Origin of the sequence: Hymenobacter rubripertinctus (assembly GCF_003583925.1) — a bacterium.
GTDB classification, from domain to species: Bacteria; Bacteroidota; Bacteroidia; order Cytophagales; family Hymenobacteraceae; genus Hymenobacter; species Hymenobacter rubripertinctus.
On the sequence record NZ_QYCN01000011.1, the window covers coordinates 1 to 20788 of the forward strand.

At 61.8% G+C, this 20788-nt stretch carries 21 protein-coding genes; 15 read left to right on the forward strand and 6 right to left on the reverse strand.

Translation table 11 applies throughout. The features are described from left to right. Positions 1–275 precede the first annotated feature (275 nt). Positions 276–1040, reverse strand: coding sequence for a hypothetical protein (locus D0T11_RS08770; RefSeq protein WP_147374577.1), 765 nt, complete (start codon positions 1038–1040; stop codon positions 276–278). Between the two features lie 164 nt (positions 1041–1204). Between D0T11_RS08770 and D0T11_RS23100 the strand changes: the two genes are divergently transcribed. Next, the gene (locus D0T11_RS23100; protein ID WP_317127260.1) at positions 1205–1330 is read left to right on the forward strand and encodes a hypothetical protein; all 126 of its coding nucleotides are present in this window, start codon (positions 1205–1207) and stop codon (positions 1328–1330) included. A gap of 255 nt (positions 1331–1585) precedes the next feature. Here D0T11_RS23100 and D0T11_RS08780 read toward each other — a convergent pair whose 3' ends face one another. Further along, a complete protein-coding gene (locus D0T11_RS08780) occupies positions 1586–2299 on the reverse strand; it encodes a TapB family protein (RefSeq protein ID WP_119655413.1) in 714 nt (237 codons plus the stop codon). A 293-nt stretch (positions 2300–2592) separates the two neighbouring features. Between D0T11_RS08780 and kaiC the strand changes: the two genes are divergently transcribed. The 7 genes from kaiC to D0T11_RS08815 all read left to right on the forward strand — a co-directional run bounded on the left by kaiC (position 2593) and on the right by D0T11_RS08815 (position 10084). Beyond that, the gene (kaiC, locus tag D0T11_RS08785; RefSeq protein ID WP_245990697.1) at positions 2593–4287 is read left to right on the forward strand and encodes a circadian clock protein KaiC; all 1695 of its coding nucleotides are present in this window, start codon (positions 2593–2595) and stop codon (positions 4285–4287) included. A 139-nt stretch (positions 4288–4426) separates the two neighbouring features. Then, complete coding sequence (locus D0T11_RS08790) at positions 4427–4717, forward strand: circadian clock KaiB family protein (RefSeq protein WP_119655415.1); 291 nt, start codon at positions 4427–4429, stop codon at positions 4715–4717. 11 nt (positions 4718–4728) lie between these two features. Next, on the forward strand, positions 4729–5061 hold the full coding sequence (locus D0T11_RS08795; protein WP_119655416.1) for a circadian clock KaiB family protein: 333 nt from the start codon (positions 4729–4731) through the stop codon (positions 5059–5061). After that, positions 5061–6800, forward strand: a complete 1740-nt coding sequence (locus D0T11_RS08800; protein WP_119655417.1) for a sensor histidine kinase — start codon at positions 5061–5063, stop codon at positions 6798–6800. Before D0T11_RS08795 ends, D0T11_RS08800 begins: the two co-directional genes overlap by 1 nt. A 117-nt stretch (positions 6801–6917) precedes the next feature. Continuing rightward, a complete protein-coding gene (locus D0T11_RS08805; RefSeq protein WP_119655418.1) occupies positions 6918–7319 on the forward strand; it encodes a response regulator in 402 nt (133 codons plus the stop codon). Between the two features lie 265 nt (positions 7320–7584). Next, positions 7585–9378 carry an arginine--tRNA ligase gene (gene argS, locus D0T11_RS08810; RefSeq protein ID WP_119655419.1) on the forward strand — a complete coding sequence of 598 codons (1794 nt, stop codon included), beginning with the start codon at positions 7585–7587 and terminating at the stop codon, positions 9376–9378. 124 nt (positions 9379–9502) lie between these two features. Then, positions 9503–10084: an LOG family protein gene (locus D0T11_RS08815; protein WP_119655420.1), complete on the forward strand. Its 582-nt coding sequence runs from the start codon at positions 9503–9505 to the stop codon at positions 10082–10084. Between the two features lie 169 nt (positions 10085–10253). On the opposite strand, the gene D0T11_RS08820 is transcribed toward D0T11_RS08815, so the two are convergent. Further along, entirely contained in the window at positions 10254–11345 is a 1092-nt protein-coding gene (locus D0T11_RS08820; protein WP_119655421.1) for a 3-oxoacyl-ACP synthase III family protein, read from the reverse strand. A gap of 274 nt (positions 11346–11619) precedes the next feature. Between D0T11_RS08820 and D0T11_RS08825 the strand changes: the two genes are divergently transcribed. The 4 genes from D0T11_RS08825 (at position 11620) to D0T11_RS08840 (ending at position 14740) form a co-directional block, all read left to right on the forward strand. Continuing rightward, the gene (locus tag D0T11_RS08825) at positions 11620–12114 is read left to right on the forward strand and encodes a glutathione peroxidase (RefSeq protein ID WP_119655422.1); all 495 of its coding nucleotides are present in this window, start codon (positions 11620–11622) and stop codon (positions 12112–12114) included. A 61-nt stretch (positions 12115–12175) separates the two neighbouring features. Continuing rightward, positions 12176–12838, forward strand: coding sequence for an HAD family hydrolase (locus D0T11_RS08830; RefSeq protein WP_119655423.1), 663 nt, complete (start codon positions 12176–12178; stop codon positions 12836–12838). A 121-nt stretch (positions 12839–12959) separates the two neighbouring features. Next, positions 12960–13904: a 1,4-dihydroxy-2-naphthoate polyprenyltransferase gene (locus tag D0T11_RS08835; RefSeq protein ID WP_119655424.1), complete on the forward strand. Its 945-nt coding sequence runs from the start codon at positions 12960–12962 to the stop codon at positions 13902–13904. Between the two features lie 281 nt (positions 13905–14185). Next, positions 14186–14740, forward strand: a complete 555-nt coding sequence (locus tag D0T11_RS08840) for an RNA 2'-phosphotransferase (protein WP_119655425.1) — start codon at positions 14186–14188, stop codon at positions 14738–14740. Positions 14741–14842: 102 nt separating this feature from the next. Here the strand turns inward: D0T11_RS08840 and D0T11_RS08845 are convergent, their stop codons facing one another. Then, a complete protein-coding gene (locus tag D0T11_RS08845; RefSeq protein ID WP_119655426.1) occupies positions 14843–15094 on the reverse strand; it encodes a helix-turn-helix domain-containing protein in 252 nt (83 codons plus the stop codon). A 56-nt stretch (positions 15095–15150) separates the two neighbouring features. On the opposite strand from D0T11_RS08845, the gene D0T11_RS08850 reads away from it, so the two are divergent. Next, positions 15151–15513, forward strand: a complete 363-nt coding sequence (locus D0T11_RS08850) for a hypothetical protein (RefSeq protein ID WP_119655427.1) — start codon at positions 15151–15153, stop codon at positions 15511–15513. A gap of 636 nt (positions 15514–16149) precedes the next feature. Here the strand turns inward: D0T11_RS08850 and fabG are convergent. Continuing rightward, entirely contained in the window at positions 16150–16899 is a 750-nt protein-coding gene (gene fabG, locus D0T11_RS08855; protein ID WP_119655428.1) for a 3-oxoacyl-[acyl-carrier-protein] reductase, read from the reverse strand. A gap of 195 nt (positions 16900–17094) precedes the next feature. Here fabG and D0T11_RS08860 point away from each other — a divergent pair, with 195 nt between their 5' ends. Further along, positions 17095–18327 carry an NAD(P)/FAD-dependent oxidoreductase gene (locus D0T11_RS08860; RefSeq protein ID WP_119655429.1) on the forward strand — a complete coding sequence of 411 codons (1233 nt, stop codon included), beginning with the start codon at positions 17095–17097 and terminating at the stop codon, positions 18325–18327. Positions 18328–18414: 87 nt separating this feature from the next. Here D0T11_RS08860 and D0T11_RS08865 read toward each other — a convergent pair whose 3' ends face one another. Further along, the gene (locus D0T11_RS08865) at positions 18415–19140 is read right to left on the reverse strand and encodes a tetratricopeptide repeat protein (protein WP_119655430.1); all 726 of its coding nucleotides are present in this window, start codon (positions 19138–19140) and stop codon (positions 18415–18417) included. 244 nt (positions 19141–19384) lie between these two features. On the opposite strand from D0T11_RS08865, the gene lpdA reads away from it, so the two are divergent. After that, a complete protein-coding gene (gene lpdA / locus D0T11_RS08870; RefSeq protein WP_119655431.1) occupies positions 19385–20779 on the forward strand; it encodes a dihydrolipoyl dehydrogenase in 1395 nt (464 codons plus the stop codon). Positions 20780–20788: the final 9 nt, after the last annotated feature.

Here is a 20788-nt window from a genome sequence, read left to right on the forward strand (position 1 = left end):
AAGCCGCCACGGCCTCAATATTTTGCGCCAACTCACCCGCCCCGTCATGAGCCCGCACGAACCGATGGCCCGGATGGTGGACGCCTTGCTGCGCTGGATTAGCTGGAAAGTCGCTCACTATCAGGTAACTAAAATAGTAGGGTAGAGTAGAGATAGGGCAATACCTAGCCCGACCACCAGCGTGAGTAGTGTTGTTTTCATAAATCTTAGGAAAAAAAGGTGATTCATCCATGACCGTGAAGACGGTCATGGATGAATCACAAATGAAGGAGTTGTCAGCGTACGCGTCGACCGAGAAACACGCGGCTAACGCGCTTTAAGTCAGTGGTAGAAGTGTACTGAGTGTACTCAACCCGGATCGAATCGCGCGTCGTCAGATAGCCCCGGCCGCTTTCTTCCAAGCACCTGAAGTCAATGCGGCCATATATGAAATCAATGCCGCGCCAGGTCAGGCCGATGCTGAAGTAGGGCGACTGGCAGCCCCGGCCGATGTTGTGTAGGTAGTCATAGGGAGCCACCGCCGGGTCGTTGGGGTATACGTAGTTGGGTCCCTGGAACACGCGAATAGTAAATGTGTCTTTCGGGGCGTCGGTGTTGCTGCCCTGGAACTTGCCGTAGATGGGCCCTTTGCGGAAGGAGCGCGGCACCAAGCTCAGCACCTGGGTGAGCGTGTCCACGCCGTCGTCGTTGGGAAAGCACTTGGTGTTAGGGGGGCGACGGGCAATCAGGCGTACGCGGTAGTCGCCGGCGTCTTTTTCGTAGAAATAGAGGCTGAACTGGCGGTCGGTGAACACGCGCGCGTCGTTGCCCACGCGCCACTCGTAGCTGGTGTAGGGGGCGCCGGGGCCTTCGAAGGTGATGTCCTGCTTGGCGTAGGCCGTGTCGGGGGKGGGGGTGCCGTAGTTTTCCAGGAAACGGAAGCTGAGCGGATTGGCCTGGGCGGCGGCGCAGGGGTTGGGTTGCGGGTCTTTATCCTGGCGGCAGCCGGCTAGCAGTAGTGGGCCCAGCAGGGCCAGGGCAGGAAGGAGAGAGGAACGCACGAACAATCGAATAAGAAGTAGGAAACACTAACGGAGCAAATATATGCCCTCCCTTACATTATCTACACTTCTAGACAAAATCCCAGTAAATATTTTTCGATCAATGGGCGCTTGTGTCCGCTGAACAGCTTATATTCCGGGACAAAGTAATTTCTTGTTGCGAGATGGTAGAAATCAACCCCACCCTCGACTCGGAAAACACCATGGCCCAGAACGCCTTCGACATCCTCGAAGCCGCCACTGATGCCATTCAGAACCGCCTGCGCATGGAGGAGGTAGTGAGCCGGTAGTGGTGAGTTGGTGAATACCTGATATTACGTGGTAGCCCCAGCGGGGCGACATATCGGTAGAAAGGATACGCACAGCTTTTTTAAAGCCCCAGCGGGGCGACACTGACGATTGAACGAATGGTGTCGCCCCGCTGGGGCTTTGGTGCTTGCCGGCTTCTTCGGCTACCGACATGCCGCCCCGCTGGGGCTACTGCGTAACAGCAGTGAATAAGTCACGAATGAAAAAAAATCATTCACTCGTTCACCGATTCCTCACTACCGCGGGGCGGAGGTGAGCACGGTGTAGCCGAGGAGTTTGTCTTTGCGGTAGGTTTCGGAGCGCACGGGGCCTACGCCGGGAGAATACCACTCCACCGTGTGCATGGCAAACGGGAGGGCCAGCGCCCCGATGCCCATCTTTACTTCCATATCCTGCGATATTTTAGCGCACTTGAAGCTGCCGGCAGCGGTTGTCAGGGCCTCGTTGCTTTCTACTTTGCGGTTGGTAACGGAGATGACGGTGGTGGATGCCGGCAGGCCCGGCTGGCTGCTCATGGTGGCCGTCATGGAGCCGTTTTTGAGCGGGGTGCCCGGTTGCAGGTTGGCGGGCAATTCCAGCAGGTCGCCGGTTACCTGCACGTTGGCGCCCTTGGCCGCCCCCGGGCTGCCCTGCGGGTTGAACAGCGCCCGCATGTCGAGGCGCACCAGCCCGGCCTGGCACTCGACCGTGAAATCGGCCTGGCTCACGAGCTTATTCTGCTTGTCGAAAGTCTGCTGGTGCATCTGGGCCGTGGTTTTGCCGGTCTGGGTGGTCACCTTCCCCACTTCCTGCACAATGCGCCCCGTTACCCGGTCGCGACTGTCGTAAGTAGTCAGCTCGTAGCGGCCACCCTGCTCCAGGTTGTAGTAGTGGCCGCAGTTCTGGGCCGGGGCGGGTGAAGCCGGCAACAAGAGGCCGCCGGCCAGCAGCAGTAGAAGTAAGATTTTCATAGTAAGGCAGTTAAAGAGTGGATAAGGGAAGATACCAAAAATATGTATAGGTTTTTGCTAATATAAAATGGAATAATTAACACTCAGTTGGCGTATTCAGTTGCGTGCACCGGCAGCGGGCCTGGAGTGGCGGTAGCGCAGGAATGAAGGATGCTTCAACCAGCAGTCAGCTCCCGGTGCCCGGCCCCGGCCTGTGGGACAGAAGGACCTGGGTGGCTAGAAACTTTTATCTTGCCATCAAACTGCCTCTTATGTCCCGAAGCCCGCTTCCCCGTATCGCCGCGCTATCCCAGTTGCCCAAAGCCCTTACCGGAATTGACGGCCTCGATGAAATAACGGAAGGTGGCCTGCCCCAGGGCCGGCCCACGCTGGTATGCGGCAGCGCGGGCTGCGGTAAAACGCTGCTCGGCGTAGAGTTTCTGGTGCGCGGCATCCTGGACTACGACGAGCCGGGCGTGCTCATGACGTTCGAGGAAACGGCCGCCGAACTGACCGCCAACGTGGCCTCGCTGGGCTTCGATCTGGTCCAGCTGCAAACCGATAAAAAGCTGCGCCTCGACCACGTACACGTCGACCGCTCGGAAATTGCCGAAACCGGGGAGTACGACCTCGAAGGGCTGTTCATCCGGTTGGGCTACGCCATCGATACCATCGGGGCCAAGCGGGTGGTGCTCGATACCATCGAGTCGTTGTTTTCGGGCTTTCCGAACGAGGCCATCCTGCGCTCCGAAATCCGGCGGCTGTTCCGCTGGCTCAAAGACAAGGGCGTGACCACCGTGATAACGGCGGAGCGGGGCGATGGCACGCTCACGCGCCAGGGCCTGGAAGAGTACGTGTCGGACTGCGTAATCCTGCTCGATAACCGCGTGATTGACCAGATTACGACCCGCCGCCTGCGCATTGTGAAGTACCGCGGCAGCACCCACGGCACCAACGAGTATCCCTACATCATCACCGAGGACGGGATTTCGGTGCTGCCCGTTACGTCGCTCAAGCTGGAACACTCGGTGTCCAATGAAATCGTTTCGACCGGTGTGGCCGACCTCGATACCATGTTCATGCGTGGCGGCCTGTACCGGGGTAGCAGCGTGCTGGTAACGGGCACGGCGGGCACGGCCAAAACCACGCTCGGCGCGGCCTTCGCCCTCGAAGCCTGCCGCCGGGGCGAGCGGTGCCTGATTTTCGCCTTCGAAGAGTCGCCGGCCCAGCTGCTGCGCAACATGGCCTCGGTGGGCCTCAACCTGGCCCCGTTTGTAGAAAGCGGCCAGTTGCTGATTGAAGCCAGCCGCCCCACTATCAGCGGGCTGGAGCGCCACCTGGTCACGGTCCACAAGCTCATCGGCCGGTTTAAACCCCAGAGCGTAGTCATCGACCCCATCAGCAACCTCGTATCGGTGGGCAGCATCTCGGAGGTGAGCAGTATGCTCACCCGGCTGGTTGATTTTCTGAAGGTGGAAGGCATTACGGCCCTGTTTACCGCCTTAATTGGCAGCAGCCACGGCCAGGAAATGGGAGAAGACGGAATCTCCTCGCTCGTTGACGTCTGGATTCACGTGCGCGACCTGGAGGGGATAGGCGAGCGGAACCGGGGCGTGAGTATTCTGAAGGCCCGGGGCATGGCCCACTCCAACCAGGTGCGCGAGTTCGTGGTTACGGCCCAGGGTATCCGTCTGCTCGATGTGCTGGTGGGCCCGGCGGGCATTATCACTGGGGCCAGCCGCCTTGCCCAGGGCATGCAGGAGCAGGCTCAGGCGCTGGCCGACCAGCAGGAAACGGAGCGCCGCGACCGGGAACTGGAGCGCAAGCGTCGGGTGCTGGAAGCCACTATTGCCAACCTGCGCACCGAGTTTGAGTCGGTGGAGGAGGAGCTGCGCCGGGTAACGTCGGAGGAGGAGGAGCGCCAGCTAACCCTGCGCCAGGACCGCCGGCAGCTAGGACAAAATTTTTCGACCCGTCCGGCTGCTGGTCCCAACGGTTCGGCGGAGTAGCCCGTACGTTGAGGGGCCGGCCCCTCCCGGGGCCGGCGCAGTCCATCAATCAATCCAAATTAACACAACCCGCGAGGGGAAGTGCGGAGTGTTACCACTCCAGACTTACGCCGCCGCCGGGTATTCAAGCAGAGCAACCATGGACGAGGAAATGTGGGAATTGCGCCTGTATGTAGCTGGCCAGACGGTAAAATCGGTGACGGCCCTGGCCAACCTGAAAAAGTACTGCGAGGAGCACCTGAAGGGCCGCTACCGGCTCGAAGTGGTGGACCTGCTGCTGAACCCGCAGCTGGCCGAAGGAGACCAGATCCTGGCCATCCCGACGCTGGTGCGCAAGGTGCCCTCGCCCATCCGCAAGGTTATCGGTGACCTCTCGAACCACGAGCGCGTGCTGGTGGGCCTCGATCTGCGGGCCCTCGACGCCTGCTAAGCGCGCTGCTCATGGACGACTTGCTGCCCGCCGATACAACCCCTGCCCCCGAGTACGTGCTGGAGCTCTACATTACCGGTGCCACGCCCAACTCCACGCGGGCCGTGCGCAACCTCAAAGACATCTGCGAACGGTACCTGGCCGGACGCTATGAGCTGCTGATTATCGACATTTATCAGCAGCCCGAGCTGGCCCAGCAGGTCCAGATCATTGCCGCGCCCACGCTGGTGAAAAAGCGTCCGGGGCTTATCCGCTGGCTGGTCGGCGACCTTTCCAACCGCCGTCGGGTGCTGGCCGTGCTGGGCCTGACTCCGGATTCTGACGACGCTCAACTTCCTGCCTGATGTCACCTGATTCTTCGTTGCCCGGGACGGCCGGGGCTCTGGCCCGCGAGAATGAAGCGCTCCGCCAGCAGCTCCAGGAAGCCGAAGACCTGATTGCCGCCATCCGGACCGGCACCATCGACGCGCTGGCCGTGCAGGGGGCCGACGGGCCGCGCATTTTCACGCTCGAAGGGGCCGACCAGACCTACCGCACCCTCATTGAGCAGATGAATGAAGGGGCGTTGCTGCTGGGCCAGGATGCCACCATCCTGTATTGCAACGCCTGCCTGGCCGGGCTGCTGGCGGCCCCACTCCACACGTTAATGGGCTTTTCGTTCAACCGCTTCGTGCCAGCAGAGGCGGAGGCGTACTGGGCCGAACTGATGGCGGCCGGGTGGGCGGGCAAAAGCAGGGGGGAAATGATTCTGCGCGACGAAGATGGCCGCCTCCGTCCCTTCGCCCTCGCCCTGAACGTGCTCAGCTTCGGCGATGCCCGGATGGTGGCCGTTATTGCCACCGACGTTTCGGCCCACCGCGAAATCAGCGCCATCCGGGCCCAGGTAGCCGAGCAGAACGCCCAGCTGGAGCGCCAGCAGGAGGCGTTGCGTGCCCAAGCGCAGGCCGTTGCCGAAACCAGCCGGATTCTGGAAGGTCTCCCCCACATTGCCTGGACGGCCAGTCCCGAAGGCAAGCCGTCCTATCTTAACCTGAGCTGGTACAACTATACCGGCCAGTCGACGACGGTGCATTTCGAGAAGAATAGTACCCTGTCCTACTTACACCCCGATGATTTGCCGGAAGTGATGCGGCGCTGGCGTGAGTGCCTGGGCAGCGGCCGGGATGCGGAGGTGGAAAGCCGGATTCGGGATGCGCAAGGCAACTACCGTTGGATGCTGGGACGCATCCGCCCCTCACACAACGAGGTCGGCGAACTGGTGCAGTGGATTGGCACCTACACCGACATCCACGAGCACAAGCTGGCCCTGGACCGCATCGACCAGGCCCAGCGGGAGCTGCGCGAAAACAACCAGCAGCTCACCCGCGTCAACATCGACCTCGACAACTTCATCTACACCGCCTCCCACGACCTGAGAGCCCCCATCACCAACATCGAGGGCCTGCTCGACACGCTGCGCCAGGAACTGCCCGAGGACCATCGCCCCGCCGAAGTAACCAGTGTGCTGGAGATGATGCAGGATTCGGTGGACCGCTTCAAGCGCACCATCGGGTACCTGACCGACATATCGAAGCTGCAAAAGGAAAACACCCTGCCCAACGGCCCCGTGAACCTGCAACCCGTTATCGAGGATGTGTGCCAGGATTTGCAACCCCTGATCCGGGCTGTGGGTGGCCGCCTGAGCGTGGCCATTGAGGCCTGCCCGACGGTGTACTTCGCCGAAAAAAACCTGCGCTCGGTGGTGTACAACCTGCTCAGCAACGCCTTCAAGTACCACGCCCCCGACCGGCCCTGCCAGGTGAGCATCCGGTGCCGGCCGGCGGCGAGCGGCTATACAGCCCTGGAGGTGCAGGACAACGGGCTGGGCCTGAACATGAGCGGCGAGCAGAAGCTGTTCGGCATGTTCCAGCGCCTGCACGACCACGTGGAGGGCTCCGGTATCGGGCTCTACATGGTGAAAAAGATGGTGGAGAATGCCGGTGGCCGCATTGAGGTGAACTCGCAGCTGCATCAGGGCTCCACGTTCACCGTTTTCCTGCCCGCCCCGGCCGGCGGCGCTGCCCCGGCGGTTTTACCCGGCTGATTTTTCTGCCCCTGAACTACCCGCCGCCTGGGGCGAACTATTGGGCTCCGCGTTGGTTAGCGGCCGGCCGGTAGGTGCCGGGCCTGACACTCAAAACCGATTACTTAATCCTTCCTCATGCCGAAGCTGCCCTGCGTACTGCTGGCCGACGACGACTCCATCACCAACTATCTTAACCAGCGCCTGCTGACGCGGCTGGGGGTTGCCGGGGAGCTGTCGGTGGCCCTCAACGGCGAACAGGCCCTGGCCATGCTGCGCGACTACTTCGGCCGGCACCCCACGGGCGGGCCGGTGCTGGTGCTGCTGGACGTGAAAATGCCCGTGATGGGAGGGCTCCGGTTTCTGGATGCCCTGGAGCAACTGCCCCAGGCCGAAGCGGTGGTTACCGTTATCCTGACTACCTCCCTACATCCCCAGGATACGGCCCAGTTGCGCGAGCACCGGATTGCCGGCTTCCTGAGCAAACCCCTGACGGCGGAAAAAATGCAGGACCTGCTCTCTACGCATTTCCCGCAATAGGGAAGCCGACGCGCCGCCGGCGGCAAAAAATAGCGGCGGCATCCGGCCGGGGTTTCTACCTTTGCAGAACGGCGGCCGGGCCGGGCTACTGCGCCCCCAGGCCGCCGCCCCTGCCCATTCAGCCCTGCCAGTAACCCTGGCCTAAGCAGTTCGGCCGGCTCCCTGTCGGGGGCCGGGCCGTCGTTTGCGCGGCAGGTGCTGTTTTTGCCTTTTCTTCTTTCTGAGGGAGTCCGGTTCCCGACTTCCTGTAAGCGCCCCGCTGCTCGTGCAACAACTCGAACAAAGCCTCAAAACCGCCCTTGGGGCGGCCGTCCAGTCCGTATTCGGTACCGATGTGCCCGCCGCCCAGCTGGCCTTGCAGCCTACGCGCAAGGAGTTTGCCGGCCAGTTTACACTCGTTACGTTTCCCTTCACCAAAACCCTGGGCAAAGGCCCCGAGCAAATCGGGCAGGCCCTGGGCGAGTGGCTGGTGGCCAATGTGCCCCTGGTGAGTGGCTACAACGTGGTCAAGGGCTTCCTCAACCTGGAAATAGCCGACGCCGAGTGGGTGAAGCTGTTCACGGAGCTGCGCCAGCGCCCGGCCGGCACGCCCGTACCCACGGAAGGGCCACGCAATGTGGTGGTGGAGTATTCCTCGCCCAACACCAACAAGCCCCTGCATCTGGGCCATTTGCGCAACAACTTTCTGGGCTACTCGGTGGCCGAAATTCTGAAAGCCACCGGCGCCACCGTCACCAAGGCCAACCTGGTCAACGACCGGGGCATTCATATCTGCAAGTCGATGCTGGCCTACCAGCAGTACGGCCAGGGCGAAACCCCGGGCAGCGCCGGTATCAAGGGCGACCACCTGGCGGGCAAATACTACGTGCTGTTCGAGAAGCACTACCGCGAGCAGGTCCGCCAGCTCGAAGCCGAGGGCGTGGCCGCCGACGTAGCCAAGCGCCAGGCCCCGCTGATGCTGGAAGCCCAGGACATGCTGCGCCAGTGGGAAGCCGGCGACGAGGCCGTGGTGAGCCTCTGGCAGCAGATGAACGGCTGGGTGTACGAGGGTTTCGATGCCACCTACGCCAACATCGGCGTTGATTTCGACCAGTTCTACTACGAATCCGGCACCTACCTGCTGGGCAAGGAGCGGGTGGAGGAAGGCCTTTCAACAGGCGTGTTCTTTAAGAAGGACGACGGCTCGGTGTGGGTGGACCTGAAGGCGGAAGGCCTTGATGAGAAGCTCCTGCTCCGCGCCGACGGCACGAGCGTGTACATCACCCAGGACCTGGGCACGGCCGAGCTCAAGTACCAGGATTTCGGCTACGACCTGAGCGTGTACGTGATTGCCGACGAGCAGAACTACCACATGCAGGTGCTGCGGGCCGTGCTCCAGAAGCTGGGCAAGCCCTACGCCGATGCCATCTACCACCTCAGCTACGGCATGGTAGACCTGCCCTCGGGCAAGATGAAAAGCCGCGAAGGTACCGTGGTAGATGCCGATGAGCTGGTGCGCGAAGTGGAAGCCGCCGCCAAAGCGGCCACCCTCGAAAAGGGCAAAACCGAGGGCCTCAACGAGCAGGAGCTGGCCGACCTCTACCACATGCTGGGCCTGGGCGCGCTCAAGTACTACCTGCTCAAGGTAGACCCCAAGAAGCGCATGCTCTTCAACCCCGAGGAATCGGTGAAGCTGGAAGGCGACACGGGGCCGTTTGTGCAGTACTCCCACGCCCGCATTGCCGCCATCCTGCGCAAGGCCGCCGAAATGGGCCTTTCCACCGACTTTGATGGGGCGGCCCTGGCGGAGCTGCCGGCCTCGGCCCGGGAGCTGGTGCAGGAGCTGGGCCGCTACGCCGCCGTGGTGCAGGAGGCCGCCCGCTCGTTCTCGCCCGCCGTGGTAGCCCAGTACGCCTACGAGGTGGCCCGGGCCTATAACCGCTTCTACACCGAAGTAAAAATCTTCACCGAGCCCCACGAAGCCTACCGCGCCTTCTACGTGGCCCTCTCGGCCCAAACCGGCCAGACCATCAAGGCCAGCCTGGGCCTGCTCGGCATTCAAGTGCCGGAGCGGATGTAACCGCCGTTTGGAAGTGGGGCAGTTTAGAAGTTAGAAAGTCAGGTTGTGCCGTTTTTCAGGGTGCGCCGCTTTGCTCACTCTCCCCACTTTCTGATTTCTAAACTCCTAAACTTCTAAACTCCCCATGAAAAGCGTAGCCGTGTATTGCGGGGCCAGTTCGGGCACCGCCGAAATTTATACTCAACAAGCCCAAGCCATGGGCCAGGCCCTGGCCGAGCGCGGCTTTACGCTGGTATTTGGCGGGGGCCGGGTGGGCCTGATGGGGGCCGTAGCCGATGCCGTGCTGGCGCACGGCGGCCAAGCCATTGGCGTCATCCCCGATTTTCTGGCCGACAAGGAGCTGGCCCACACCGGCCTCACGGAGCTGCACGTGGTAAAAACCATGCACGAGCGCAAGCTGATGATGGCCGACCTGGCCGAGGGCTTCGTGGCCATGCCCGGCGGCTACGGCACGCTCGAAGAGCTGTTCGAGGTGCTCACCTGGGGCCAGCTGGGCCTGCACCGCAAACCCATCGGCGTGCTCAACGTGCAGGGCTACTACGACCACCTGCTCCGCGCCCTCGACCACATGGCCGACGAGGGCCTGCTGCGCCGCGAAAACCGCCACCAGCTCCTGAGCCACCCCAACCCCCACGGCATGCTCGACGCCATGCTGGCCTACGAACCCGTAGAACTGGAAAAGTGGCTCACCCCCAAAACAACCTAAGGCGGCACCAACCGAACTGTCATTCCGACGCCGGAGGAATCTGGAATAAGTAATTGAACAGCAACGTTCAACTATTTGATCCAGATTCCTCCGGCGTCGGAATGACAGTTCACGCATTCACCACTTCACTCACTCACTCACTCACTCACTCACTCACTCACTCACTCACTCACTCACCAAAAGGCACCCGGTACACTACGGCGTTGCAGTTCATGCCGGCCCCGACGCTGGCAAAAACCAGGACGTCACCCGGGTTGATGGTGGTGCCGGGGAGCTTGCCTTTCTCAATCAGGTCGAGCAGGGTGGGCAGGGTGGCTACGGAGGAGTTGCCGAGCCAGGAAATGGTCATCGGCATGATGCCGGCCGGGATGCTGGTTTCGCCATAGAGGGCGTAGAGGCGCTTGAGGATGCCCTCGTCCATTTTGCCGTTGGCCTGGTGAATGAGCAGTTTGCTCATGTCGGCAATGCCGAGGTCGGCCTTGTCGAGGCAGTCCTTGATGGCCTGGGGCACGGTTTTGAGCGCGTACTCGTAGAGCTTGCGGCCCTCCATTTTCAGAAACAGCTCCTCGCCCACGTACTCGGGGTTGCAGGAGGTAGCCATGCGCAGCAGGTGGGCCGCCTGGATGGTGTCGGAGCGGGAGCCGTGGCAGAGGATGCCCAGGGGCTCGTTGGTTTCCCGGGCTTCGAGCAGCACGGCCCCGGCCCCGTCGGAGTAAATCATGCTATCCCGGTCGTGGGGGTCGCAGACGCGGGACAGGGTTTCGGCCCCAATCACGAGCACCCGTTGGGCGTCGCCGGAGCGCAGGTAGTAATCGGCCTGAATGACGCCCTGGAGCCAGCCCGGACAACCGAAGGGCAGGTCGTAGGCCACGCAGTGGGGGTTCTGGATGCCGAGCTTGTGCTTGACGCGGGCCGCCAGCGTGGGCACGAAATCGGAGCGGCGGTTGGCTTGCGTGATGTCGCCGAAGTTGTGGGCCACCAGAATGTAGTCGAGCTGCTCGCGGTCGGCGGAGCAGGTAGCCAGCAGGTTTTCGGCCGCCAGAAAGGCGAGGTCGGAAGCTACCTGGTCGGCTTCGGCATAGCGCCGCTCCCGGATGTCGGTAATCTGGGCGAAACGCTCCACGATTTCCGCCCCCGGCTTGGTCAGACGGACCCCGTCGGCGTCAAAAAAAGCAGTTGGAATGAATTCCTCGTTTTTGACGATTCGGGTCGGCAGATAAGAGCCTGTGCCGGTGATGACCGAATAGAACGTCTTACGCATGAGCAGATTAGTAGAATGTTGATGATGCGCCAATTGACGAAAGTAGGGGCTTTTCGGCTAGGGTCGCGTTCTGACGTGCAAAATTCCGGCAATTTATTTCCCCGTAGTGGCCCCGGCAGGGCCTGGCGGGACTGGTTGCCGAACATTGCGCAAGCGGTTTGGTTTAGGGGCCGTATTCTTCCTGCCCCGGCCACTCAGGAAAACGTTCGTCCCGTTGGGTGTGCTGCTGGCCGGGGGCCTTGCACCGGCCCGTACTCCCTCTTCTCCCGCTACCATGTCTGAAACTACTGCTGCCTCGTCCGTTTACGATTTCACCCTCAAAAGTATTGAGGGGCGCGACGTGCCCCTGCGTCAGTACCAGGGCCACAAGCTGCTCATCGTGAACACGGCCTCCGAGTGCGGCTACACGCCCCAATACAAGGAGCTGGAAGAGCTGCACCGCCAGCACGGCGGTCAGGTGACGGTGCTGGGCTTCCCGGCCAACAACTTCGGCGGCCAGGAGCCCGGCTCCGACGCCCAAATTGCCAGTTTCTGCGAGAAGAACTTCGGCGTCACGTTCCCGCTTTTCAGCAAGGTATCGGTGGCCGGCCCCGATGCCGCGCCCCTCTTCCGCTACCTGGGCAGCAAGGCCCAGAACGGCGTGACCGACGAGAAGCCGAACTGGAATTTCTGCAAGTACCTCATTGATGAAACCGGCCACGTGCAGGCCTTTTACCCTTCCAAGGTGAACCCGCTGAGCGAGGAACTACTGACGGCCCTCCGGAAGTAGAGCGGGCAGCGGGGGCGGCGCAGTTCAGTACCTTCGTGCCCGTACCCAACCTCTCACGTGCATGATGCGAACCGTTATCTTCGACATGGACGGCGTTATCGTCGATACCGAGCCCGTGCACCGTTACGCCTACTTCCGGCACTTCGAGGAGCTGGGCATTACGGTAACCAATGCCGAGTACGCCACTTTCACCGGGCGCTCCACCAAAAACGTGTACCAGCACCTCAAAAACCAGCACGGCCTGGCAGATGAGGTGCCGGCGCTGGTGCTGGGCAAGCGGGCGTTCTTCAACCGGGCCTTCGACGAAAAGCCCGACCTGGAGCTGCTCGACGGTGTGCGGGCCCTGATTGAGGACCTGCACCAGCACGGCCTGGAGCTGCTGCTGGCGTCCTCGGCCTCGCACTCCACCATCAACCGGGTGATGCGCCGCTTCGAACTCGGCCCGTATTTCAGCCACCTGCTCAGCGGGGAAGACTTTCCGCGCTCCAAGCCCGATCCGGCCATTTTCGCCCACGCTGCCGCCCTGGCCACCGCGCCCCCATCCGAGTGCCTGGTGATTGAGGACTCGGCCAACGGCGTAACGGCCGCCAAAGGCGCCGGCCTCTACTGCATCGGCTACAACAGCCCGCACTCGCCCCTCCAGGACCTGAGCCACGCCAACCTGGTCGTGGCCCATTTCCGGGAGCTGACGGCGGCGCGCATCGCGGCTATTGAAGCGGATTAAGGTGTAAATTTGGGGCTGACGCTCCCGGCGTTTCTGTACAAGAAGAACGTCATTCCGAGCTTGCCGAGGAATGACGTTCTTTTCACCTGTTACCCGTCACCTGTCACCCCCATTGCCCGCAATGACTTCTTCTGCTCCCCTGAGTCCGGCTAAAGCCTGGATTTCGGCGTTTCGGCCGCGTACGTTGCCGCTGGCGTTGGCCAGTATTATGGCCGGGGGCTTTCTGGCGGCCAGCCACGGCCAGTTCCGGCCCGCCGTGGTGGCCCTGGCGGCCCTGACTACCATTCTGCTCCAGATCCTGAGCAACCTGGCCAACGACTACGGCGACTCCCAGAACGGGGCCGACAGCGTACACCGGGAAGGGCCTCAGCGGGCCGTGCAGAGCGGGGTTATTTCGCCGGCCCAGATGAAGCGGGGCATGGGCCTGTTCGGGGCATTGTCGCTCGGGAGTGGGCTGCTGCTGCTGTGGGTGGCGCTGGGCGCGGCCGGGGCCTGGGTATTTCTGGCGTTTCTGCTGCTGGGTTTGTCGGCCATCTGGGCGGCGGTGAACTACACGGCCGGCAGCAAGCCCTACGGCTACGCCGGCCTGGGCGACCTGTCGGTGTTCGTGTTCTTTGGGCTCGTGGGCGTGTGCGGCACGTATTTCCTGCAAGCCTACAGCCAGGTACCCGTCTGGACCCAGGCCCTGCCGCTGCCGGTGCTGCTGCCAGCCGCCGCGCTGGGCTGCTTCGCCACGGCCGTGCTCAACGTGAACAACATCCGCGACATCCGCTCCGACAAGCTGGCCGGTAAAATCACGATTCCGGTGCGGCTGGGCCCCGTGCAGGCCCGCCGCTACCACTGGCTGCTGCTGGTGCTGGGCTTTTCGGCGGCCGTGCTCTACGTGGCCTTTACCTACCACTCGCCCTGGCAGTGGCTGTTCCTGCTGAGCGCCCCGCTGCTGCTGCGCAACGCCCGCGCCGTGTGGCAGCGCCAGGATTCCCTGCAACTCGACCCGCTGCTCAAGCAAATGGCCCTCACCACGCTCGTGTTCACGTTGCTGTTCGGGCTGGGGCAGGTGTTGTAAGAAAAGGCAGCTTTCACGTGGTTACGGGGGCGGCGCGCAGTGCCCGGCCTGCGTTCAACCCCCGCGACCCGGGCCAGCAGGTTGTACATGTAATTTCAGAAAAGGCAAAGTAGATGTACAACCGCGCGCGCCAAGTTGTACATCTACTTTATCTTTTCTGAAATTATATGTACAACCTGCTGGCCCGCTGAGGCTGGACTCCGCCGGGTGCGCAAGTCCTTCATTCCGGGCGTATCTAAGCGAGTGGCCGTAGGTGAATAATAGTCGAACTCAGCGAAGTCATGCTATCCGACAAAGAAACCACCCGCCTCAGTAAGCTCCTGAGCCTAGTGCTGCGCCACGACCCGGCTCACCTGGGCCTGACCCTGGACGACCAAGGCTGGGTACCCGTTGACACGCTGCTGACCCAGGCCCGGGCCCACCAGGTGCCGCTGACCCACGAAGCCCTGTTGCACCTCGTGGCCACCAACGCCAAGCAGCGGTTCCGCCTCTCCGACGACCAGCAGCGCATCCGCGCCAGCCAGGGCCACTCGGTGGCGGTGGAGTTGGGCTATGTGCCGGCAGTACCGCCGGCCGTGCTCTACCACGGCACGGCGGAGCGCAATCTGAATGTCATTCTGGAGCAGGGGCTGCAAAAGATGAACCGCCAGCACGTGCACCTGAGCGCTGAGGCGGCCACGGCCCGGCAGGTAGGCAGCCGCCACGGCGCGCCCGTGGTACTGTTAGTCAATACGGCCCCACTGCACGCCGAAGGCCACCCGTTCTACCAGGCCGATAACGGCGTCTGGCTCACTGAAGCCGTGCCGCCGCAGTATTTGCGGCGGCTGGGGGAGTAAGGGCAGGAGCGACGTGGTCCGTGTTCATGCCTGACGACCAGATGCGCGCCACTACGTTAGCAACTTGTAGCCCACGCCACGGATATTGAGGATTTCCAGGTTTTAATCCTGACGCAGGTATTTCCGCAGGCGGGAAATGAATACGTCCATGGAACGGGCCGTAAAAAAATTGTCGTCGCCCCAGAAGCGGTGTAGGCATTCCCGGCGGTTCAGCACGCCGTTGCGGTGCTGGGCCAGTAGCAGGAGCAACTCGTCTTCGCGGGCCGAGAGGCGGGCCGTGCACACCTCGTACGGCCATAGCTCCTGGCGCAACGGCCGGAACAGGTAGCGTCTCAGGGGTAGCACGTCGGGCACGGCGGCCGTGGCGGGGCATTTCCTGGTTCGATTCGCTGGGCCGCCTCACGTTTACCGTGTACGCCCGGCAGCTGGAAACCCGCTTTCTGTTTCCCCGAGCGCTACTGCGCCGGGAGTTTCCGGCTGCCAAAGGCCGCGCCGACCAGTACAGCATCCGCCCCGACATCCGCCGCGAGTATCGCGCCGCCGACCAGACGGGCCGCCCCGCCAATAATCCGGCCACGGAGATTCATCTGCCCATCGGCCCCAGAATACCGCTGCTGGTATACACGCCGCCCTATGAAACCGACGGCATGCTGCTTTACTGCAATCTGGCACAGAGCCGTGTACCGCTGGCCGAGTGGTACCGCCGGTTTCACATTCCGCACTTCGTAGTGTACTACGCGCAGCTTGAACCAGGCAAAAGAAGTTTTGGCTGAAACAAGTATAGTAGTAATATAATAATAAATATTGTAACTTAAATTATAATATAGTATCTTATATAAGAAGATTTGATCCGTAAACCCTTAACAATCAAAAAAATGACACGCCTACTCATTCATCGTGCAAAGGCACTAGCAATTGTGCTATTAGTAGCCAGTTGCGACAAGGCATCAGACACAGTGGTGCCGAGCGGCCCCAAAGCCGATCCTCTTTTTCAACATGTAGGACAACAGTGGGAGCAGGGACCAGCAGTCACGGGATTAAGCTGTCCGGTTCTGATGACGGTTGTATCGGAGGCGCTTACTGGCAACGGAGGGCAAAATGCCCGGTGGACCGGTATAGCGGCGTGCCCGCCCAGCGTAAAACTGGTCTGGAAAGCAGAATACGTGGCGGGACCGTATACATTCCAGTACAACACCGTAACCGAAACGGATGGTAGCGTCCAGATGATAACCCATTACTTGCCTAGCAAGCAATAAAAGCGAGCCAGATGAGCGTTTCCAGGAAAGACTACCCATAAAAAAACCAGTTCTGTGAAAAGAACTGGTTTTTTTTGGTTGCCACGTGAGCTTGTTGGGCCTTTGTCAGCAGAGGCATTCCTCCTCCCGCGCAGTTCCCCCGATACTTACTCCTTACGTCAGCATGCCGCCATCGACCTGCAATACCTGGCCGGTGATGTAGCTGCTGTTGTCCGAGGCCAGGAAGGCGGTGGCTTTGGCTACGTCCTCGGGGGAGCCGCCGCGGCGCAGCGGAATGGCCTTGCGCCACTCGTCTACCTGCTTGGCGTCGAGGGCGTCGGTCATTTCAGTTTCAATGAAGCCCGGGGCAATGGCGTTGCAGCGGATATTGCGCGAGCCCAGCTCCAGGGCCACCGATTTGGTGAAGCCAATGATACCGGCCTTGGAGGCCGCGTAGTTGGCCTGGCCCGCGTTGCCCTTCACGCCCACCACCGACGACATGTTGATGATGCTGCCGGCCTTGGCCCGCATCATGGGCTTGGTGGCGGCTTTGGTCAGGTTGAACACCGACTTCAGGTTCACGGCCATTACCTGGTCCCACTGCTGCTCGCTCATGCGCATCAGCAGCCCGTCCTGCGTAATACCGGCGTTATTGACCAGAATATCGAGCTTGCCGAACTCGGCCACCACGTCTTCCACCAGTTTCTCGGCCTCGGCAAAAACGGAGGCGTCGGAGCGGAAGCCTTTTACTTTGGTGCCGAAGTCGGCCAGTTCCTGTTCCAGCTGCTGGCCTTTCTCCACGCTGGAGAGGTAAGTGAAGGCCACCTGGGCGCCTTGCTGGGCAAAATACACCGCAATGGCGCGGCCAATTCCTTTGGAAGCCCCCGTAATTAGGGCCACTTTTCCGTCGAGCAGTTTGGTCATTTTATCTGAGCTGATAGCTGATAGCTATTAGCTATCAGCTTTGATGTTATAATGGTGCAAGCTACAAGCTTTGTCGATTAAGCAACAAAATTGAAACGGCCAGTAATCTGCACGCGCTTACGGGCTGTGGCTCGTAGCTTGCAGCTTGAATCCGAAAAGCTAACAGCTAGTAGCTGATAGCTAACAGCTGAAAATATGACTATCTGCATCCTCGGGGCGGGACCGGGCGGGGCCACGGCGGCCCTGCACCTGGCCAACGCCGGCCACCGCTGCCTGCTGCTCGACCGCGCCACCTTCCCGCGCGACAAAGTGTGCGGCGACGCACTCAGCGGTAAAGTGCTCAGCGAATTGCGCCGGATCGGGGAGGAGCTGCCCGCCCGCCTGGCCGCCGAGCCCGCCCAGCTACCCAGCTGGGGCATCGATTTCTACGCCCCCAACGGCCGCCGCCTGGCCGTGCCCTTCAAGCCCCATTACAACCCGGCCCACGACCGCGCCGCCGGCCACATCAGCAAGCGCATCGACTTCGATAATTTCCTGATCGAGGAAGTTCGTCGCCGCCCCGAAATCGACTTCCGCGAAAATACCGACGTGGCCCGCCACGAGCAGCTGCCCGACGGCCGCTGGCGGTTGTTTTCCAAGGACGATGCCGAAATAGCCACCGCCGAGGTGCTGCTGGTGGCCAACGGGGCGCAGTCGCACTTTGCGCGGGTGGTAGGCGGGCACGAGTTGGAGCCGGCCCACCACTGCGCCGGCCTGCGGGCCTACTACCGGGGCGTTACGGGCCTTCACCCCGACAATTTTATTGAGCTGCACTTCATCAAGGATTTTCTGCCGGGCTACCTCTGGGTGTTTCCGCTGCCCAACGGCGAGGCCAACGTGGGCGTGGGCATGCTCACGGAAGCCGTGTCGAAAAAGAAAGTGAAGCTGCGGGAGCGACTGGATGAAATCCTGCGCACCCACCCGGCCCTCAAAGACCGGTTTGCCACGGCCGAGCGGCTGGGGCCGGTGCGCGGCTTCGGGCTGCCGCTGGGCTCCAGGCGCCGCCCGCTCTCCGGTCCGGGCTACCTGCTGCTCGGCGACGCGGGCTCCCTGATCGACCCGTTTTCGGGGGAGGGTATCAGCCACGCCATGGTTTCGGGCCGCCACGCCGCCGACTGGGCCACCCGGGCCGTGGCCGCCCACGATTTCAGCCCCGCGTTCCTGAAGGGCTACGACGGGGCCGTGTACAACCGCCTCTGGCAGGAGCTGCGTCTGAGCCGGGCCATGCAGCGCCTGCTCGGTTATCCGTGGCTCTTCAACTTCATTGCCAACCGCGCCGCCAACAACCCCACCCTGGCCGAAACCATCAGCAACATGTTCCTCGACCTGGACCTGCGCGAGCGACTCCGCCAGCCCAGCTTCTACCTGAAACTGCTGCTGGGAAAGTAAGGCGTGAGGAAAGAACCGTCATTCTGAGCGAAGGCGGAGCCGAAGTCGAAGAATGACGGTTCTTTCCTCACGCCTAAACCCTAACCCCTATTCCTTGCCGGTATACCGGCGGAGGCTTTTTTCGGCTTCGGGGTTGAGCTGGGCCGCTTTTTCGAGGTCGGCCCGGGCTTCCTTGGTCTTGTTGATGGATGAATAGCTGATGCCGCGGTACTCGTAAGCATCGGCGTAGGCGGGGTCGAGGGCAATGGCCCGGGTAAAATCGGGAATAGCCGACTTATAGTTGAAGATCTGCATTTTGGCCGCCCCCCGTCCGAAGAATGCCTCCTTGTCCTGGGGATTGTACTTGGTGGCTTTGCCGAAGTCCGAAATGGCCCCGCTGTACTCCTTCATCTTCAGGCGGTTCAGGCCCCGGTTGTAGTACACTTCGGCGCTGGTGGGCTGGAGGCGGGCCGCGGCATTGTAGTCCGTCATGGCCTCCTTGTAGTCCTTGAGGTGGCTCTTGGCCTTGGCCCGGCTCAGCAGGGCGTCGAAATTACCGGGGGTGGCTTTCAGGCGGGCATCGGCCAGCCGGATTTCCTCCCGGTAGTCGTTGTTGTTTTTGCGGGCAGCAGGCTCCACTACCGCAGGCACGATGGAGGCGACGGCTGTGCCGGCCTCACTCCCCGGATCGGGGGCGCGGGCAACGGTGGTTTCGCGGGCCGTATTGCGGGCCGCCGACGTGGGCCGCTCCCGGTCGGCGGTGGTACTACGGGCGCAGGAACCGGCCAGCAACAAGGTGGTAGCGGCCAGCAACGAGAGTAGGGATGCTTTCATGAAACGAAATGAGGGAGAAGAAATAACGGGCCGGAAGGCCACCGTCAGGCTACAACGGCTCTTTGTACGGGGCGCGTTCCGTTAGGGCTGCGCGGTGCCCCCAAATTTTGTCGGCCCCTGTTTGGGCCGCCGGGCGGCGCAGGCATGGCACACTAACCCGGCGTGCCTATCTTTGCCCGGCTTGGCTGCCGGGCCGCCCAACGCGGCGCGGAGCCCTTCTTCTTACCCTTCAACCGAACACAATATGGCATTGCAATACGACCTGGTCGTTATCGGCAGCGGCCCCGGCGGTTACGTAGCCGCCATCCGGGCTTCGCAGCTGGGCTTGAAAGTAGGCGTGGTAGAGCGCGAGTCGCTCGGCGGAATCTGCCTCAACTGGGGCTGTATCCCGACCAAAGCGCTGCTCAAAAGCGCCCAGGTATTCGAGTACCTCAACCACGCCAAAGACTACGGCCTGTCGGCGGAAGGAGTGGGCTACGATTTCGGGGCCGTGATTCAGCGCAGCCGCGGCGTGGCCGAGGGCATGAGCAAGGGCATCAACTTCCTGTTCAAAAAGAACAAGATTGACGCCATTATGGGCACCGGCAAGCTGCTGGCCCCCGGCAAAATCGAGCTCACCAAAGCCGACGGTGGCAAGGATACCATCGAGGCCAAATCCATCATTCTGGCTACCGGGGCCCGCTCCCGCGAGCTGCCCGCGCTGCCCATTGATGGCAAGAAAATCATCGGCTACCGCCAGGCCATGGTGCTGCCCGCGCTGCCCAAACGCCTCGTGGTGGTGGGCTCCGGGGCCATCGGCGTCGAGTTTGCCTACTTCTACCGCACCATGGGCTCGGAGGTAACGGTGGTGGAATACCTGCCCCGCATTGTGCCCGTGGAAGACGAGGAAGTGTCGCGGCAGATGGAGAAATCCTTCAAGAAAATCGGCGTCAACGTGCTGACGTCGGCCGAAGTGACGGCCGTGGACACCAGCGGCGACGGTTGCACCGTGACCGTTAAAACGGCCAAAGGCGACCAGCAGATTGCCTGCGACGTGGTGCTGAGCGCCGCCGGCGTGGTTACGAACATCGAAAACCTGGGCCTCGAGGAGCTGGGCATCAACGTAGAGAAAGGACGCTTGGTGGTCGACGATTTCTACCAGACCAACGTGCCCGGCATCTACGCCATCGGCGACATCGTGCCCGGCCCCGCGCTGGCCCACGTCGCGTCGGCCGAGGGCATTATCTGCGTCGAGAAGATTGCCGGCCACCACCCCGAGCCGCTCAACTACCAGAACATTCCCGGCTGCACCTACGCCTCGCCCGAAATTGCTTCGGTGGGCCTCACCGAAGCCGAAGCCAAAAACCAGGGCTACGACATTCTGGTGGGCAAATTCCCCTTCTCGGCCTCCGGCAAAGCCTCGGCGGCCGGCGTGAAGGACGGCTTCGTGAAAGTCATCTTCGACAAGAAGTACGGCGAGTGGCTGGGCGCCCACATGATTGGGGCCAACGTAACCGAACTGATTGCCGAAGTGGTAGTAGCCCGCAAGCTCGAAACCACCGGCCACGAAATCATCAAATCGGTGCACCCGCACCCCACCATGAGCGAGGCCATTATGGAAGCCGCCGCCGCTGCCTACGGTGAAGTAATTCACCTGTAATAGCACTTT